Raw genomic sequence first — 16,290 nt, 5'->3', positions numbered from 1 at the left:
AGGGCCGTCCCCGAAGGACGGCCCTTGTCGTGTGTCATTGTTCCCGCATCTTTGTTTTCCAGCGGAAATAACCCGCTACGGCCAGCGCCGAATAGAGGGCGTACAATCCTGCGGTCAGGGGGATGCCTTTGTAAAGGTAAAGTCCCACCGTTATGAGGTCGACGGCCAGCCATACGAGCCATTGCTCGACGTATTTGCGCGAAAGCATCCACATCGCCACGATGCTCGCCGCCGTGGTCATTGCGTCCCAGAACGGTACAGTGCTGTTCGTGAACCCGGTGAGCAGTAGGTAGATACCCGCATGCGCTGCGGCGTAGACGGCGATTAGCCCTGCCGCCTGCCGCAGGGGCGTGTGCCCGATTTGTGCAGCCGCCGTCTTTTTGCGCGGTGCATTGCGCCACACGAGCCACCCGTAAAGCCCTGCCAGCACGTAGTAGAGCTGCATGGAGCAGTCGGCATATAACCCGGCCTTGTAGTAGAGTGCACCGTGTACGAGCGGCATGACGAGTCCCACGACCCACAGACGGATGTCGGCCCGGTATTCCAGCCACAGGTAGAGCAGTCCCAGCAGGACGCCGGCGATTTGCAGTGCGAGTTTCCAGTCCATCGTTTCAGAATTTCACCGTCACGTTGGCTAGCACGTTCAGCGGCGCCTGCGGAAAATAGAGGGCGACATCCTGTCGTTTGTCCTTGTCCATGTAGGAGTAGCCGTATCCGTTGCCGCAGTATTCCGAGTTGAAGAGGTTGTAGACGGCGAGCCCGAAACGGACGCTTTTGGCCGACCGCGTATGCAGCGTGTATCCCAGGTTCAGGTTCGTCACGCAATAACTGTCGAGCGACAGGGCGTCGATTTCGTTGTTGGTGAAATACTGCCTGCCGACATACTGTGTATGGAATACCGCCTCGAACCCTTTGTAGTGGAAATCGAACAGCGCCCCCACAATTGCGTCGGGCGAGTAGGAGATGGTCATGTCGCCCAGGTTCTGCCCGAACGTGGGGCTGTCCTTGAGGCCGTCGACATAGTCTTCGATTTTGTTTTGGCTGAACGTGGCGTTGGCGCTTGCGGTGAACCACCCGGCGATTCGCCACGAAGCCGTCAGTTCGATGCCCCGGCGGTAGCTGTCGGGCACATTGACGTTCAGGGCATCGTCGCCGTCGTTGACCATGCCCGTGGCGATGAGCTGGTCTTTGTACGTCATGTAGTAGAGGTTCACGCCTGCGCTGAATCGGGGCGACGAATAGTTGTAACCCAGTTCGTAATCGTACAGTTTCTCGGACGAGGGATACGAACCGTCGCCGGAAAACATGTAGCGGTCGGTGAAGTCGCTGCGCGTCGGTTCCTTTTGTGCGACGGCGAACGATGCGTAGAAGTTGTGGCGCTCGGCGAGCGTGTAGTGGATGCCGGCGCGCGGGTTGAAGAAATGGTATTTCTTATCGACGTCGATGGGCTGCATCGCGGAGGTGTCCCAGTTGTAGTTGTCGTTGACGCCCCACGCCTGGTAATGCACATAGCGGTATTGCATGTCGGCGAACAGGCGCAACCCCCGGGCGACCGTCCAGTTGGCGCGCACGAAGACGTTTGCGTCCTGCTTGTCGACGTCGTTGTCGTACCAGCGTCCCCGGATGTCGCTTTTTTGCAGACCGTCCACCCAGTCCAGCTCGCCCCAGTGGGGACAGGAGTAGTAACTCCACGAGCCGCCGAAGGTCAAATCGAGGTTCCGCACCGAGTAAGCTGCCGAGGCGTTTACGCCGCCGAGGTGGTTGCGCATGAGCTTTTCACGAATCAGGTCGGCCTGTTCGACGTCGCTGTCCAGGTTGATATAGCCCGCGAGCCATGCGTCGTCCTTGTACTGTTTGTAATAGCCGTAGCCGTAGGTGTAGAACGCCGTGGCGTTCATCGCCCATCGTTCGTTGAAACGGTGGTTGAGGAGCAGCTGGTTGTTGATTTGCAGGTAGTTGTCCGTCTGGTCGTCGTAATAGTCGACGTGCTTGCCGTCCGCGAGCACGAACGGGCCGTCCGAGGTGGCGTACTGGCCGCTGTCGTGGTAGCGGCGGCCGTAGCGTTCCATGTCCTCTTTCGTGACGCCGTTGTAGGTGAGGTAGGTCTTGGCCTTGCCGCCGAACGAAAGCAGTTTCAGCATCGTGTTGCCGTTGTAATAGGCTCCCTGGAACATGTAGGATTTGAGGTCGGTCGAGCCGCGGTCGATGTAGCCGTCCGATCCGATGTGCGTCAGGCGCGCATCCACGGCCCAGTGGCCGCCCATGAGGCCGGAGGAGATACGCACGGCCTGCTTGTTGGTGTTGTACGAGCCGTAGGAGAGCGACGCTTCACCTTCGAACTCGGTCGAGAGCGATGCCGTGGCCATGTTCACGGCCCCGCCGAATGCGCCCGTGCCGTTGGTCGAAATGCCTGCGCCGCGCTGTACCTGCATCGTACCCACGGACGAAATCAGGTCGGGCGTGTCGTACCAGTACATCGAGTGCGAGTCGGGGTTGTTCATCGAAACGCCGTTGATTGTGACGTTCAGGCGCGTGGCGTCCGAGCCGCGGAGGCGTACCGAGGTGCCGCCGATGCCGATGCCCGTTTCGTTGGTCGCTACCAACGAAGGGGTCAGGGCCAGTACGGACGGGATGTCCGGGCCGAAGCTGTTGCGGGCGATTTCCGTCTGCGAAAGGTCGGTGTAGGCTACGGGTGTGGCCGCATTCGCACGCGTGGCCGTCACCTCGATTTCCTGCAGGCGGTACATGCGCAGCGAGTCTTCGGGGCGCGCTTCGCCCGTGACGGCGGTTTCTTCCGAACGGATGGTTTCCCCGGCTGCGGAATGCGCTTCGGCCCGGGTGTTTGCGGCGGAGCAGCATGCAACGACCGCGATGGGTAATAAAAACCTTTTCATGTTTAAACTTTTAAAGTTAAAGAACTGAAAAGGGGTATGTAGTGTTGATTATGCGTCCCGGTCTCGGCATTACCCGTGTCCGGTTCAATGGGTATAATCTCAGCCCGCGCACTGCGAGCACCCCTTATGAAATTCGTCGCAAAGGTATAAATAAAAGGCGGAAAGTTGCAAAACTTTCCGCCTTTTTTCCGTAAATGCCTCTGTCAGAAGGTTCCGAACCGGAATACGATTTTCTGGCAGTATGTTTTGCCGGGTTTGAGCAGCGGCGACGGGAAATCGGGGTGGTTCACGGCGTCGGGGTAGTTCTGGCACTCGATGGCCACGCCGTCGTAGTCGTTGTAACGGCCGCCCGTCTTGGTTTCGGGACATCCTCCTGCAAGCCAGTTGCCCGTGTAGATCATCACGCTGGGCTGCGACGAGAGGACTTGCACGCAGCGGCCCGAGGTCTGCTCGCGCAGGCAGCCTACTTCGCCCAGGATGCCGGGCTGCCAGCCGTCGACGATGAACGGGTGGTCGTAACCCTTGAAGTCGCGGATGTGGTTGAACTCCGAATCGATGCCGGGGCGGAACGCACGGAACGAGCGGAAATCCTGCGGCGTGCCTTCGACGTCGAGCCGTTTTCCCGTGGGGATTTGTTTGTCGTTCATTTCGAGCGCCTGCGAACTGTTCAGCTGCAGTTCGTGGTCGAGTATCGAGCCGCTGCCGTCGCCCGCGAGGTTGAAATAGACGTGGTTGGTGAGATTCACGACCGTGGTTTTGTCCGTCCGGGCGAGGTAGGTGATTTCGAGCGCATTGTCGTCGTCGAAGTCGAATACGGCCTCCACGTTCAGTTCGCCGGGGTAGTTCTGGTCGCCGTCCTCCGAGAGGAGCGACATCACCACGCGGTTGGTTTCCACGCGGCTTTCCCAGACGCGGTTGGCGAAGTTTTTCGTGCCTCCGTGCAGGTGGTTGGGGCCGTTGTTGACTTCGAGCGAGTACTCCTTGCCTTCGATTGTCATACGGCCGGATGCGATGCGGTTCGCGCAGCGTCCGACGCTCTTGCCCGAGGCGGCGCCGTCGAAGAAATAGCCCTCCGGATGTTTGTAACCGAGCACCACGTCGGCCATGCGGCCTTCGCGGTCGGGCATGCTGGCGGCGACGATTGCCGCCCCGAAATTCGAGATTTTCACTTCGGCGCCCTTGTCGTTGCGCATCGTGTAGAGGATGATGGCCTCTCCCTCGGGCGTCATGCCCCATACGTGTTGTTCGATCTGTACCATTTATTCTGCGGGTTTTAAGGTTGCCAGGATATGGTCGATGCGGCGCAGGGTTTCCTCCTTGCCGATGAACGACGTGACGTCGTACATGCCGGGGCCCTTGCCGGCGCCGACGAGCGCCAGGCGCAGCGTATTCATCACCTGTCCCATGCCGTAGCCTTTCTCTTCAATCCAGCCGTGGACAATCCGTTCGGTATTTTCGAGCGAGAAATCGTCGATTGCGGCCAGCACTTCGCGCACTTCGCGCAGGATGGCGGGATTCTGCCCCTTCCAGTATTTCTTCGTCTGCTTCTCCTCGTATTGCGTCGGAGCGACGAAGAAGAATGAGGTCAGTTCCCACAGGTCGGTGATGAACGTGGCGCGTTCTTTCATGATGCCGGCGGCGCGGCCTGCGATTTCGTCCGAAACCTCGATGCCGTGCCCGCGCAGGATTGGCTGGTAGAGCGCAGCCAGTTCGGCGTCGCTCTTGTGGTGCATGTACTGGGCGTTGAACCACTTGGCCTTGTCGGGCTGGAAGCGTGCGCCCGACTTGGAAACGCGCTCCAGCGAAAAGTTGTCGATCAGCTCCTGCATCGAGAACAGCTCCTGCTCGGTACCGGGGTTCCAGCCCAGCAGCGCCAGCATGTTGATGAACGCTTCGGGGAAGTAGCCGTCCTCGCGGTATCCGTGCGCGGTCTCGCCCGTGGTCGGGGATTTCCAGAAGAGCGGGAAGACGGGGAAGCCCATCTTGTCGCCGTCGCGCTTCGAGAGTTTGCCGCCGCCCGTGGGTTTGAGCAGCAGCGGCAGGTGGGCGAACGCGGGCTGCGACGACTGCCATCCGAAAGCTTGGTACAGCAGGTAATGCAGCGGCAGCGACGGCAGCCACTCCTCGCCGCGGATGACGTGCGATACCTCCATCAGGTGGTCGTCGACGATGTTGGCGAGGTGGTAGGTGGGCAGCGCGTCGGCCGATTTGTAGAGCACCTTGTCGTCGAGCGTCGAAGTATTGACCTCGACGTGGCCGCGGATCAGGTCGTTCATTTCGACGACTTCGTTTTCAGGCATCCTGAAACGGATTACCCACTGGTCGCCGCGCTCGATACGGGCCCTTACCTCCTCTGCCGGCAGGGTCAGCGAGGTCGCCAGTTTTTCCCGCACGGCGTAGTTGTAGGCGAACGCCTCGCCGCGGCCCTCGGCCTCTTTGCGCAGGGCGTCCAGCTCTTCGGCCGTGTCGAATGCGTAGTAGGCCCATCCCGCCTCGACGAGCTGCAGGGCGTATTTGAGGTAAATCTCGCGCCGTTCGCTCTGGCGGTAGGGTGCGTGGGGGCCGCCCACGCCGACGCCCTCGTCGATTTCGATGCCGCACCATTTGAGCGATTCGAGGATATAGTCTTCGGCGCCCGGTACGAAACGCTGCGAATCGGTGTCCTCAATGCGGAGGATCATCGTACCGCCGTGCTTGCGGGCGAAAAGGTAGTTGTAGAGGGCCGTGCGGACGCCGCCGATATGCAGCGGCCCGGTGGGGCTCGGCGCAAAGCGCACTCTTACGGGTCTTTCCATTGTCATTATTCGATTTCTGTTTTGTTTTTGTGCTTTCGTTTAGTAACGGTCGTACATCAGCCAGGCCGCCAGCGGATCGAGTTCGCGGAAGTATTCCTGTTCGTAGCCGGCCAGAAAATCCGAAAGCGGGATGAATTCCGGGTCGGCGAGTTCCCGCACAATCTGCGTGTAATAATATTCCGTCCGCTCCTCCCTTTCGTTTTCGCCGGCTTCCCAATAGCTGCGGATGGACGCGGGAATGCGTTCGTAGATGTCGGTGAACCGGATCTCCTTGCCCCCTTTCACGAGTTTCGTGACCGTGTAGTCGAACGCGTATTTTTCGAGCAGCTCCTTGAGCGGAAGCCCCGGACGCTCCGGGAACATGTTGTAGGGGATGTCCCCGTCCTTAATATCCCAGATGCTGTATGTCAGCCAGGTATGGTGCTGTACGGGGGTACGCAGACCCTCCGGCAGGCTGAAGTTATTGTTGGATGATCCGAAACTGCTGAAACGGATTTTCCGGCTCTGCGGAAACAGCCCGTACGAACCTTCCACCTTGTCGACGGCGCCTTTGAGCGGGGTGATGGCGAGCATCACCCTTGCCGTGCCGTATCTGCTCTCTGCGGGCAGGATGCCCGTAAGCTCTACCTTCACATAGCTGTCGGGTTTGTTCTCGTCGAGGAACTGCTGCCATCGGGCGATAAGCCCTTCGGCCTGCCGGAACGTTTCACCGTATCCGGCGGCCAGCCATTTTTCCTCCCCTTCGGTCTGGAGCCGGTAATGGACGTCGGCATTGTAGTAGCTGTCGAGGAATTTTTTCAGCCGGTCGTAGGTCAGGTCGTTCGCTTTGGCCTTGTCGAGCGTCGATGCGTTTTCACGGAACGACTCGGCGATGACAATCGTCGTGTTGTAATCCGGCTCTTTTTTCAGCAGGCCGTTTATCTCGTCGAGCGTCAGTTCTTCGGTGACAGGGCGTCCGCCCGGGCCCGAACATCCCGCGGCCAGCAGGCCGATACCCAATATCAGGGTCGGTAGTCGCATCCGTCCGGTTATTTTATGCGGTATTCGATACGCATCGTGATGCGGGCTTTCTTGTTGCGGCTCGAGGTGTTGAACGAACCTCCGGCTGCGAACTCCTCGTTGGAGTTGGCGCCCGTGATTTGGAATACGCCCATGCGCGCCGAGGCCACCCTGCCGATTTTCGTGCCGGCATTCTCGGCGATTTTTCCGGCCCGCGTGCGTGCGTCGGCCGAGGCTTTTTCGATCAGCCCCATCTTCACGTCGTCGAGTTTCGTGTAGTAATAGTCGGGGGCATACGCTTCGATCGACACGCCCTGTGCGATGAGCGACGAAATCTCGCGTGAGATGGTTTCCACTTTCTCCACCTCTTTCGACTCGACGATGAAGCGCTGGCGCAGCTCATATCCCGTGAAACGCTGTCCTGCCCAGTTGCCGTTGGCGTTGTATACGGGGGCGAACTGTTTGTCGGCGTTTACGAACTCGAAGACCACGGCCTCTGCAGGCAGTCCCTTTTCGGTCAGGTATTTCTGTACCTTTTCCTTGCTCGCCTCGATTTGCGCATAGCCGGCGGCTACGTTCTGGGCTTCGGCGGTGAGCGTGCCGCTCCAGACAATCAGGTCGGAGGTGAATTCCGTTTCGCCCAGTCCGGTTACGAGGATCGTGTCCTGCGAACGGTACTTGTAGGTGTAGGCGCGGCCTACGATGACGGCGCAGATGATGGCTGCGACGGCGATGACGATGTACTTGGAACTTTTCATGGTCGTATGGTTTAATAAGATGGTTCGGTCAGACGTTGAACAGGAAGTGCATGATGTCGCCGTCCTGTACGACGTATTCCTTGCCCTCAATGCCGATTTTACCGGCATCGCGGCATGCTTTCTCCGAGCCGAGCGTCACATAGTCGTCGTATTTGATGACTTCGGCGCGGATGAATCCCTTTTCGAAATCGGTGTGGATGATTCCGGCCGTCTGGGGGGCTTTCATGCCCCGGATGTAAGTCCATGCACGCGACTCGTCGGCGCCCGTGGTGAAGAACGTTTCGAGGTTCAGCAATTTGTAGGCCGATTTAATCAGGCGGGCGACGCCCGACTCTTCGAGCCCGAGATCTTCGAGGAACATCTGCCGCTCCTCGTAGCTCTCCAATTCGGCGATGTCGGCCTCCGTGGCGGCGGCGATGACGAGCATTTCGGCTTTCTCGTCGGCGATGGCCGCTTTCACGGCCTCGGTATAGGCGTTGCCCGTCACGGCTGCTTTCTCATCGACGTTGCAGACGTAGAGTACCGGTTTGTCGGTCAGCAGGTTGAGGTCGGCGACCAGTTTGCGGTCTTCCTTTTCCAGCTCGACGGTGCGGGCGCTGCGGCCCTGCTCGAGCACGGATTTGTATTGCAGCAGCAGTTCCACCTGCCGCTTGGCGTTCTTGTCGCCGCCTACGGCCGCCTGCTTCTGGGTTTTGCCCAGGCGGTTTTCGATGGTTTCGAGGTCTTTGAGCTGCAGTTCGGTGTCGATGATGCCCTTGTCGCGTACGGGGTCGATCGACCCGTCGACATGGGTGATGTTGCCGTTGTCGAAGCAGCGCAGTACGTGGATGATGGCGTGCGTGTTACGGATATTCGCGAGGAATTTGTTGCCGAGTCCCTCGCCCTTGGAGGCGCCTTTCACCAGCCCGGCGATGTCGACGATCTCGATGGTGGTGGGGATTACGCGCTTGGGATTGTCGATTTCGGCGAGTTTGACGAGCCGCTGGTCGGGAACCGTGATGACGCCCACGTTGGGCTCGATGGTGCAAAAAGGAAAGTTCGCCGCCTGTGCCTTTGCATTAGACAGGCAGTTGAAAAGGGTCGATTTACCTACGTTCGGCAAACCCACGATACCACACTGTAAAGCCATTAAATTATATTGTTTTATTTAAAAATCAGTTTGTTGCAAGTTTTTGCCTCTGTCCGCATCCGGTATCACGGCGCGGAAATCGCATCCGGCAATCCTGTAAAACGCAGGCACCCGTGAACCGGAGTGCAAAGATACTAATTTCTTTCCATAAATGTATTGGCTGTGTTCATTTTCCGCTGCCGGTGCGCCTGCCGAGCGTGTATATGTGGCGTTATCCGTCGGAACCACGATAAAAAAGAGCAGCGATTCGGGGTCGCTGCTCTTGTAAGACGTCGGGTGCCGGAGGCGCTAACGGGCGTATATGCGGGCAGCATAACCGCCGCCCGGGGCCATTCTGATTTTCAGTTTGCGATCCTGCGGCAGGTTGCTTATCTGCTTCTTGAAGTCGCAGGCCGCCCGGTCGGCATTGATGCCGTCGGAGAAACTCTCGACGTCGTAGTCGCCGCTGCCGATGAACGACAAATCGAGTTCCAGTTCGCGGGGCGACCAGTCGGTCGCAGCGCCGATAAACCAACTGTCGCCTGCACGGCGTGCGATGGCGATGTATTCGCCCACCGAGCCGGTGAGGGCCACGGTTTCATCCCAGACTGTCGGAACCCCGGCGATGAACCCGATGCATTCGGGCTCTTTCAGGTAGTTCGACGGCGAGTCGCAGAGCATCGTGATGGGGGATTCGAAAATGACGTACTCCGCCAGCTGGCGGCAGCGGGTGCCCTGGCTCATCGGTTCGCTGTGTACGGGGCGGTAATTGCCCTTCGATGCGTTGCGCATCGCGCCCTGCGTGTAATCCAGCGGCCCGGCGACCATGCGGATAAACGGCATCGTAACGTCGTAGGTCACCATGTCCGTCGATTCGGGCGACCACTTCAGCTGCTCCAGGCCGAATACGCCCTCGTAGTTGAGTACGTTGGGCCACGTGCGGCTCATGCCCGTGGGTTTGAACACGCCGTGGAAGTCGAGCAGCATCTTGTTCTCGGCGCATACTTCGGCCGCCCGGTGCAGGAAGTCGACCATCCGCTGGTCGTCGCGATCCATGAAGTCCACTTTGAATCCTTTCACGCCCATGTCCGAGTAGTGTTTGACGACCCGTTCCATGTCGCGCTCGAATGCGTAGTAACCCGCCCAGAGGATGATTCCCACGTTACGTTCGCGCCCGTATTCCACCAACTCTTCCAGGTCGATTTCGGGAACTACCTGCATCAGGTCCGCCTGCTTGTTCACGGCCCAGCCCTCGTCGAGGATTACGTATTCGAGTCCGTGCTGCGAGGCGAACCAGATATAATATTTATAGGTTTTGGTGTTGATGCCCGCTTTGAAATCGACGTCGTAGAGGTTCCATGCGTTCCACCACTCCCAAGCAACTTTCCCGGGCTTGATCCACGAGGTGTCGGCAATCTTCGAAGCCGGGGCCAGACGGTATACCATATCGCTGTTGAGCAGCTCCTTGTCGTCTTTCGAAACAATCATTACGCGCCACGGGAACGAGCGTGTGCCCTGGGTCGCGGCGATGTAGTTTTCGCGCTCCTTGACCAGCATCTGCAGCCGGTTGTGTCCGCCTTGCTCCTCCCGTTTGGGATAGGGGGCGAAGACGCCGTTGAGTACGGGCGCCTCGGACGAGTTGTTGAGGTAGAGCCCCGGATAACCCTGCAGGTCGGCCTCCGTGATGACCATCTTGCGGCCGCCGGGCAACTCCACGAGCATCGGCAGGAAAATCAGTTTCCTCGTATCGAGCTGCGTGAGCGGAAGTTTGGCATAGGTGTTTTCGAACGAGTTGCGGAACTGGCCCTCGAAATCCAGGAGCCTCTGGTGCCCGACATAGGGCGCATAGGCCGTGTAATCCCCCGGGAAAGTAAAGGCGATTTGTTCGTTTTCTACCTGTATATTCTCTTTTTTGCGGGTGGTGAACCGGTAGGCCAGGCCGTCGTCGTAGAGGCGTACAATCAGTCCGTAGTCGCCGCGGAGGGTGAGCGTCAGCTCGTTGTAACGGTCGCTGATTTCGCTTTTCTTGTAAAAGGGCGAGGCGATTCGTTCGTCTGCGGCGGTTTTCTTCACCCGGGTGACTTTGGGATTGGCGCCCAGCACTTCGCCGCCTGCCAGTTTCATGCCCACGGGCGAGGGGGCGAGGAGCGTTTGGCCGTCGGCGGCCAGTGAAATGCGGATGTCGGAACCCGTGGCGACGGTAGCCTGGAGCGTGCCGTCGGGTGATGTGAGCGTGTAGTTTTTCTGCGCCATGAGCGGCAGCGCGCATGCCGTGCAGAGGAACACCAGTAGGGGTTTTAAGGTCATAGAAAGTTGTGAGTTAATGAATTATTAGCTTGCATGCCAAAGATAGTAAATCTTGCGGAAATAACGTGCGGGTGGATGGGAAAAACTGTCGCATGCGAAGCAAAATCACGGGTATGACCTCCGGCAAGCGGCGGCGTGATGCTCCGGCTACCGTCTTTTCGGGGCGACCTGCTCGCGGTATTCCGAGGGGGTGATGCCCTTGAGCTGCCTGAACGTACGCGAAACGTTCTTTATGTCGGAGAATCCCAGTTCCGCGGCCGCTTCGGAAACGCTCAAGCCCTCGCACAGCAGCTGCATCATCTTTTCGATGCGCACCTGGATGATGTAGTCGTAGATCGAAGTGCCCATTCCCTTTTTGAACCGGGTTTCGAGCAGCCGGCGCGACAGGGGCACCAGTTTCACGAGGTCGTCGACCGTGATTTTCTGGCTGATGTTCTCATGGATGTGCTGCAGCACCTTGGCGATATGCGGGTCGTTGTTGGCATAAATGTCGGTCGACTGCCGCGTGACGATGTGCGTCGGCATCACCATGACATCCTCCCATTCCGCTTCGGGATTGCGAATCAGGCGGTCGATCAGGCGCGCTACCTCATAGCCGCCCTGTTCGACGCCCTGGTTGAGCGAAGAGAGGTTGGGAATCGAAAGTTTGCAAATCGTTTCGTCGTTGTCGACGCCCAGAATGGCGATGTCGTTCGGGATACGTGAATTTCCCCCCCCCTCGATCTGCAGGCACGCTTCCGTGATATGGTATGCCTGGTTATCGTCACACGCCATAATCGCCACCGGTTTGGGCAGCGACTGCAGCCATGTGATGAGCTGCGCCGTGTCGTAATACCAGAGGTCGTTCTGGGCGCCGCTGCGCAGCGACGAGAAGGTGAAATCGGGATTGGCGGCCTCGACGGTTTCGCGGAACCCCTGGCACCGTTCGTCCGAGAAGTCGATGCCCCGCGTGCCGTAAAATGCGAAATTACGGAAACCTTTCTGCAGGAAGTATTCGGCGGCCATTTTCCCGGCGAGGTAGTGCGGGCCGGTGATGTTGGGAATCGTCGTAAAACGCTTCTTGAAGTCCTGCGCCACAGCGATAATCCCGTTTTCGCGGAACAGCCCGACGTTGTCGGTGTTGTAGAACTGGCCGATCACGGCGTCGGCCTTCATGCGCCTGGCCCACTCGACGACGGCTTCGATTCCGAATTTGTCGCGTATCGACAGCGGCAGGCGGCACAGGCTCCACGCCTGTCCCGTGTCGTGCGCATAGCGGGCCATACCGAGCAGGAGCTCCCGGGCGTAGGCTTCGGAGAAATCCGTCAGAAAGATTACACGTGCCATAAATCGGTTTGTGGGGTCGGTTCGTGTGTAAAGATAGCTTTTTTTTCGGGAATACGGATAATCCGCCGATTTTTTCGGCGGCTGCGCGGCTGCTTTCGATGCGCGGCTGCTTTCGATGCACGGCTGCGGAAATGAAGGTTCTGCGCAATATGAGGATGTAAAAGCGCAAATAGCCGCAGTGCGGATTCATCTCTTCTCTTATATTTGTATGACCTAAACTGCGACCGGCTTCGAAACTGCGGAGATGCGGCGTCCGGGGTTGCAATATTGCCCCCGAATACCTATCTTTGATACAATGCTTTCCGGACGGGGCGCATACACCGACAACTGCTATGACCAAGAACCTGACTTTACTTTTGCTGGCCCTTGCGGCTATCTCCTGTGCGCCGCGCTCCGCCGACCCCGTCGATTATGTGAACCCGTTCATCGGCACCGGATTCCACGGACACACCTATCCGGGGGCCACCACGCCTTTCGGCATGGTGCAGTTGAGCCCCGATACCCGTGCCGGCAACTGGGACGCCTGCGCGGGATACCATTACGACGATACGACCATCGACGGCTTTTCGCATACCCATTTGAGCGGTACCGGATGCGCTGATTTGGCCGACATCCTTTTCCATCCGACCACGCGCGAAATCGTGCTGCACGACGAACAGTGCATCCTGCAACCCTATTTCTTTTCACATAAGGACGAACGGGCTTCGTGCGGCTATTATGCCGTGTCCCTGCCCGGCGAAGAGATCGGGGTGGAGCTGACCGCAGCGCCCCGTACGGGCGTCCATCGCTATACGTTCAGCGGCAAAGGCCCCCGGCAGGTGGTCGTCGACCTGATGCACACAATCACCGAAGAGCACGTCGACATGCACAGCCTGCGGCAGGAGGGGCCTGCGGAGCTCTCCGGCATGCGCCGCACGCAGGGCTGGGTGCCCGACCAGTATGTCTTTTTCTCGGCCCGTTTCTCGGAGCCCTTTGCCGGCGTGCAGCTGCTCGGCGACAAACAGGCGGTGCTGACCTTTGCCCCGGACGTGCGGACGCTCACGATTGCCGTCGGCCTGTCGTCGGTCAGCGTCGGCAATGCCCGCGTGAACAGCCTTGCCGAGGTCCCCGAGCTGGATTTCGATGCCGTGCACGGACGTGCCGTCGGACTGTGGCGCGAGGCGCTGGGCGACATCGTCGTCCAGGGCGGGTCGCGCGACGAACTGACCAACTTCTATACAGCGCAGTACCATACCAAGCTGACGCCCAACCTGATGAGCGACGTCAACGGCGAGTACCGCCGCCACGACCAGTCCATCGCGCGGATGCCCGAGGGGGAGTCTTATTATTCGACCTTCTCGCTGTGGGATACGTTCCGGGCCTGGAACCCGTTGCAGACGCTGGTCGATACCGCGCTGGTAAACGACATGATACGCAGCATGCTCGATATGTACGACGTCACGGGCGAACTTCCGATTTGGCCGCTCGCTTCGGGTGAAACGGGGACGATGATCGGATACCATGCCGCGTCGGTCATCGCCGACGCCTACCTGAAAGGCATCCGCGGCTATGATGCCGAAAAGGCGCTCGACGCGATGATTCGTTCGTCGAACATCAACAAAAAAGGTTCGGACTACTACGTCGCGCAAGGGTTCATCCCGTCGAATATCAAACGCGAGTCGGTTTCCTGCGCCCTGGAATACGCCTACGACGACTGGGCCATCGCCCGCATGGCGCAGGCGATGGGCCGCGACGCCGTTTTCGAGGAGTACGCCCGGCGGGCGCTCAACTACGTCAATGTCTTCGACGGCTCGACCTGCTTCTTCCGCGGGCGCCGGTCGGACGGCAACTGGTCGACGCCTTTCGAAGAGTTCGCCACGGGCCGCGACTACACCGAGGCTACGCCGTGGCATTACCGCTTTTTCGTGCCGCACGACGTGAACGGCCTCATACAGCTCTTCGGCAGCCGCGAGGCGTTCGTCCGCGAATTGGACAGGCTCTTTACGCTCGAATCGGACCAAATGCAGCTGGACGTGGGCGATGTCACGGGCTTGATGGGCCAGTATGCCCACGGCAACGAACCCAGCCATCACATGGCCTATCTCTATAATTACGTGGGGCAGCCGTGGAAAACGCAGGAGCTGACGCGCCGCCTGCTGCACGAAATGTACGCCCCCACGCCCGCGGGCATCATCGGCAACGAGGACTGCGGCCAGATGTCGGCGTGGTACGTCTTCTCCAGCCTCGGATTCTATCCCGTTTGTCCGGGCTCGAACGAATTCGCCCTGACCGCGCCCCAGTTCCCGCAGGCCACCGTCCGGCTGGCCAACGGCCGTACGCTGACCGTGACGGCCAATAACCCGCGCCGCAATGTCTATATTGCTGCCGTGACGCTCGACGGCGAGCCTGTCGAGGAGAATTTCATCACTTACGACCGCTTGATGCAGGGCGGCGAACTGCACTTTACGCTCCAGCCCCGTCCCGATTACGACCGCGGCACGGATGCCGCAGCGGAGCCCTATTCGCTGACCGACGGGCAGGTGGTTTCGATTCCCTATACCACGCAGGACGTCAGCCTGTTCACCGAGCCCGTCGCCGTCGGGATCGCGACTGCGACCGCCGGGGCCGAAATACGCTATACGCTCGACGGTACGGATCCGGATGAAAGTTCGGCGCTTTATACCGGCCCTGTCCTGGTCGACCGTTCGCTGACGCTCAAGGCACGGGGATTCAAACCCGGTGCCGCCCCGAGCCGTACGCTGACGCTCGATGCCGAGAAGGCCGTGTTCCGGGAAGGGATCTCCCGGGACGGGTTGGCATCGCATCCGGGCGTTGCCTATACCTATTATGAAAGCGTCTTTTCGTGCGTGGACGAGATTCGGAAAGGAAAACACGTCTCTTCCGGAACGATGCCTGCGCCGTCGATAGCAAATGCCCCGCAGGAAGACCACTTCGGCTATATTTTCAACGGATATATCGACATCCCGGTGCGGGGCGTGTGGGAGTTCACGACCAAGAGCGACGACGGCAGCGTGCTCGTGATCGGCGGCCGCAAGGTGGTCGACAACGACGGTTCGCACGCTTCGGTGGCGGCGACGGGGCGTGTGGCGCTCGAAGCCGGATTGCACCCTTATACGCTGCTCTATTTCGAGGATTACGAGGGACAGGATTTGTCGTGGGGGTGGAAAGCGCCCGGTGCGGCGGATTTCGAGGCGATTCCCGAGGCGAACCTGTGCGTGCCGGTCGGCCTTGCTTTCCCGATTGATTAAAACCATAAAGGTATGAAACGACTATTCCATCTGTTTGCTGCGGCGGTTGCGTTCACCGCCTGCGGTTCGGCTCCGACGCTGAACGTCATGACGTTCAACATGCGTTACGACAATCCCGAGGACGGGGAGAACAACTGGCGTTTCCGCCGCGAGCGGGCTGCCGAAGTGATTGTGTCGCACGATATCGACGTTTTCGGCACGCAGGAACTCCTTGTCAACCAGTTCAACGACCTCAAGAAGCTGCTGCCCGGTTATGCAGCGGTGGGCGTGGGCCGCGAGGACGGCGCCGAGGCGGGCGAATTCAGCGCCGTGTTCTTCAAACGCGACCGCTTCACACCCCTCGAATCGGGAACGTTCTGGTTGAGCGAAACGCCCGAAGTGGCCGGTTCGAGAGGCTGGGACGGCGCCTGCGAACGCGTGGCGACGTGGGTGGTGCTGCGCGACAAATCGGGCCGGGAGTTCCTGTTCATCAACACCCACCTCGACCATGTGGGACAGGTGGCCCGCGACGAGGGCGTGAGCCTGCTGATGAAACGCATCGGCTCCCTGCGCGGGGAGCGTCCCGTGATTTTGACGGGCGACTTCAACTCCGAGCCCGGCTCGTCGGTCGTGGCCCATGTGCAGAAAGACGGCGTGCTGCGCGACGTGAAGGCGGTTGCGCCCCTGAAGCTCGGCACGGCGTGGAGTTTCTCCGATTTCGGTCAGCTTCCCGAGGCGGAGCGCCCGCTGCTCGACTACATTTTCGTGAGCGGCGGCTTCGATGCCGACCGTTACGAAGTGCTGCCCGACACGCTTGGCGGCGGCTATGTTTCCGACCACGCACCCGTGATGGCCGTTGTTGAATTCGCAAGATAA

11 protein-coding genes and 1 riboswitch are annotated in these 16,290 nt (G+C 59.5%); of the genes, 2 read left to right on the top strand and 9 right to left on the bottom strand.

Annotated elements, in window-relative coordinates:
• Nucleotides 1–34: 34 nt before the first annotated feature.
• From pnuC to QZT71_RS04290, 9 genes are all read right to left on the bottom strand, one after another.
• Complete coding sequence (gene pnuC, locus QZT71_RS04330; protein WP_295912963.1) at nucleotides 35–607, bottom strand: nicotinamide riboside transporter PnuC; 573 nt, start codon at nucleotides 605–607, stop codon at nucleotides 35–37.
• Between the two features lie 4 nt (nucleotides 608–611).
• Nucleotides 612–2,894 carry a TonB-dependent receptor gene (locus tag QZT71_RS04325; RefSeq protein WP_295912961.1) on the bottom strand — a complete coding sequence of 761 codons (2,283 nt, stop codon included), beginning with the start codon at nucleotides 2,892–2,894 and terminating at the stop codon, nucleotides 612–614.
• A 36-nt stretch (nucleotides 2,895–2,930) separates the two neighbouring features.
• A riboswitch (TPP riboswitch) is annotated at nucleotides 2,931–3,029 on the bottom strand.
• 68 nt (nucleotides 3,030–3,097) lie between these two features.
• Nucleotides 3,098–4,153, bottom strand: coding sequence for an aldose epimerase family protein (locus QZT71_RS04320; RefSeq protein WP_295912959.1), 1,056 nt, complete (start codon nucleotides 4,151–4,153; stop codon nucleotides 3,098–3,100).
• Nucleotides 4,154–5,689 carry a glutamate--tRNA ligase gene (gene gltX / locus QZT71_RS04315; RefSeq protein WP_295912999.1) on the bottom strand — a complete coding sequence of 512 codons (1,536 nt, stop codon included), beginning with the start codon at nucleotides 5,687–5,689 and terminating at the stop codon, nucleotides 4,154–4,156.
• Between the two features lie 39 nt (nucleotides 5,690–5,728).
• On the bottom strand, nucleotides 5,729–6,709 hold the full coding sequence (locus tag QZT71_RS04310) for a hypothetical protein (RefSeq protein ID WP_295912956.1): 981 nt from the start codon (nucleotides 6,707–6,709) through the stop codon (nucleotides 5,729–5,731).
• Nucleotides 6,710–6,717: 8 nt separating this feature from the next.
• Nucleotides 6,718–7,446, bottom strand: a complete 729-nt coding sequence (locus QZT71_RS04305; RefSeq protein ID WP_295912955.1) for an SIMPL domain-containing protein — start codon at nucleotides 7,444–7,446, stop codon at nucleotides 6,718–6,720.
• Between the two features lie 28 nt (nucleotides 7,447–7,474).
• Nucleotides 7,475–8,575: a redox-regulated ATPase YchF gene (gene ychF / locus QZT71_RS04300; RefSeq protein WP_295912950.1), complete on the bottom strand. Its 1,101-nt coding sequence runs from the start codon at nucleotides 8,573–8,575 to the stop codon at nucleotides 7,475–7,477.
• 288 nt (nucleotides 8,576–8,863) lie between these two features.
• Entirely contained in the window at nucleotides 8,864–10,861 is a 1,998-nt protein-coding gene (locus QZT71_RS04295) for a glycoside hydrolase family 97 protein (RefSeq protein ID WP_295912947.1), read from the bottom strand.
• Nucleotides 10,862–11,008: 147 nt separating this feature from the next.
• Nucleotides 11,009–12,187: a DNA-binding transcriptional regulator gene (locus tag QZT71_RS04290; protein ID WP_295912945.1), complete on the bottom strand. Its 1,179-nt coding sequence runs from the start codon at nucleotides 12,185–12,187 to the stop codon at nucleotides 11,009–11,011.
• A 332-nt stretch (nucleotides 12,188–12,519) separates the two neighbouring features.
• Here QZT71_RS04290 and QZT71_RS04285 point away from each other — a divergent pair, with 332 nt between their 5' ends.
• Entirely contained in the window at nucleotides 12,520–15,435 is a 2,916-nt protein-coding gene (locus tag QZT71_RS04285) for a GH92 family glycosyl hydrolase (protein WP_295912943.1), read from the top strand.
• 12 nt (nucleotides 15,436–15,447) lie between these two features.
• Nucleotides 15,448–16,290 (top strand): endonuclease/exonuclease/phosphatase family protein, encoded by an 843-nt coding sequence (locus QZT71_RS04280; protein WP_295912942.1) that lies wholly within the window; start codon nucleotides 15,448–15,450, stop codon nucleotides 16,288–16,290.

This window comes from uncultured Alistipes sp. (genome assembly GCF_902388705.1).
Classification (GTDB): Bacteria; Bacteroidota; Bacteroidia; order Bacteroidales; family Rikenellaceae; genus Alistipes.
The sequence above is the reverse complement of the archived record's forward strand: the minus strand, read 5'-3'. Positions and strand labels throughout refer to the sequence as shown.

Coding starts and splice junctions, on each gene's coding strand:
- QZT71_RS04295 (WP_295912947.1), bottom strand. CDS start 10,861: ATGACCTTAAAACCCCTACTGGTGTTCCTCTGCACGGCATGCGCGCTG.
- QZT71_RS04310 (WP_295912956.1), bottom strand. CDS start 6,709: ATGCGACTACCGACCCTGATATTGGGTATCGGCCTGCTGGCCGCGGGA.
- QZT71_RS04305 (WP_295912955.1), bottom strand. CDS start 7,446: ATGAAAAGTTCCAAGTACATCGTCATCGCCGTCGCAGCCATCATCTGC.
- pnuC (WP_295912963.1), bottom strand. CDS start 607: ATGGACTGGAAACTCGCACTGCAAATCGCCGGCGTCCTGCTGGGACTG.
- QZT71_RS04280 (WP_295912942.1), top strand. CDS start 15,448: ATGAAACGACTATTCCATCTGTTTGCTGCGGCGGTTGCGTTCACCGCC.
- QZT71_RS04320 (WP_295912959.1), bottom strand. CDS start 4,153: ATGGTACAGATCGAACAACACGTATGGGGCATGACGCCCGAGGGAGAG.
- ychF (WP_295912950.1), bottom strand. CDS start 8,575: ATGGCTTTACAGTGTGGTATCGTGGGTTTGCCGAACGTAGGTAAATCG.
- QZT71_RS04285 (WP_295912943.1), top strand. CDS start 12,520: ATGACCAAGAACCTGACTTTACTTTTGCTGGCCCTTGCGGCTATCTCC.
- QZT71_RS04290 (WP_295912945.1), bottom strand. CDS start 12,187: ATGGCACGTGTAATCTTTCTGACGGATTTCTCCGAAGCCTACGCCCGG.
- gltX (WP_295912999.1), bottom strand. CDS start 5,689: ATGGAAAGACCCGTAAGAGTGCGCTTTGCGCCGAGCCCCACCGGGCCG.
- QZT71_RS04325 (WP_295912961.1), bottom strand. CDS start 2,894: ATGAAAAGGTTTTTATTACCCATCGCGGTCGTTGCATGCTGCTCCGCC.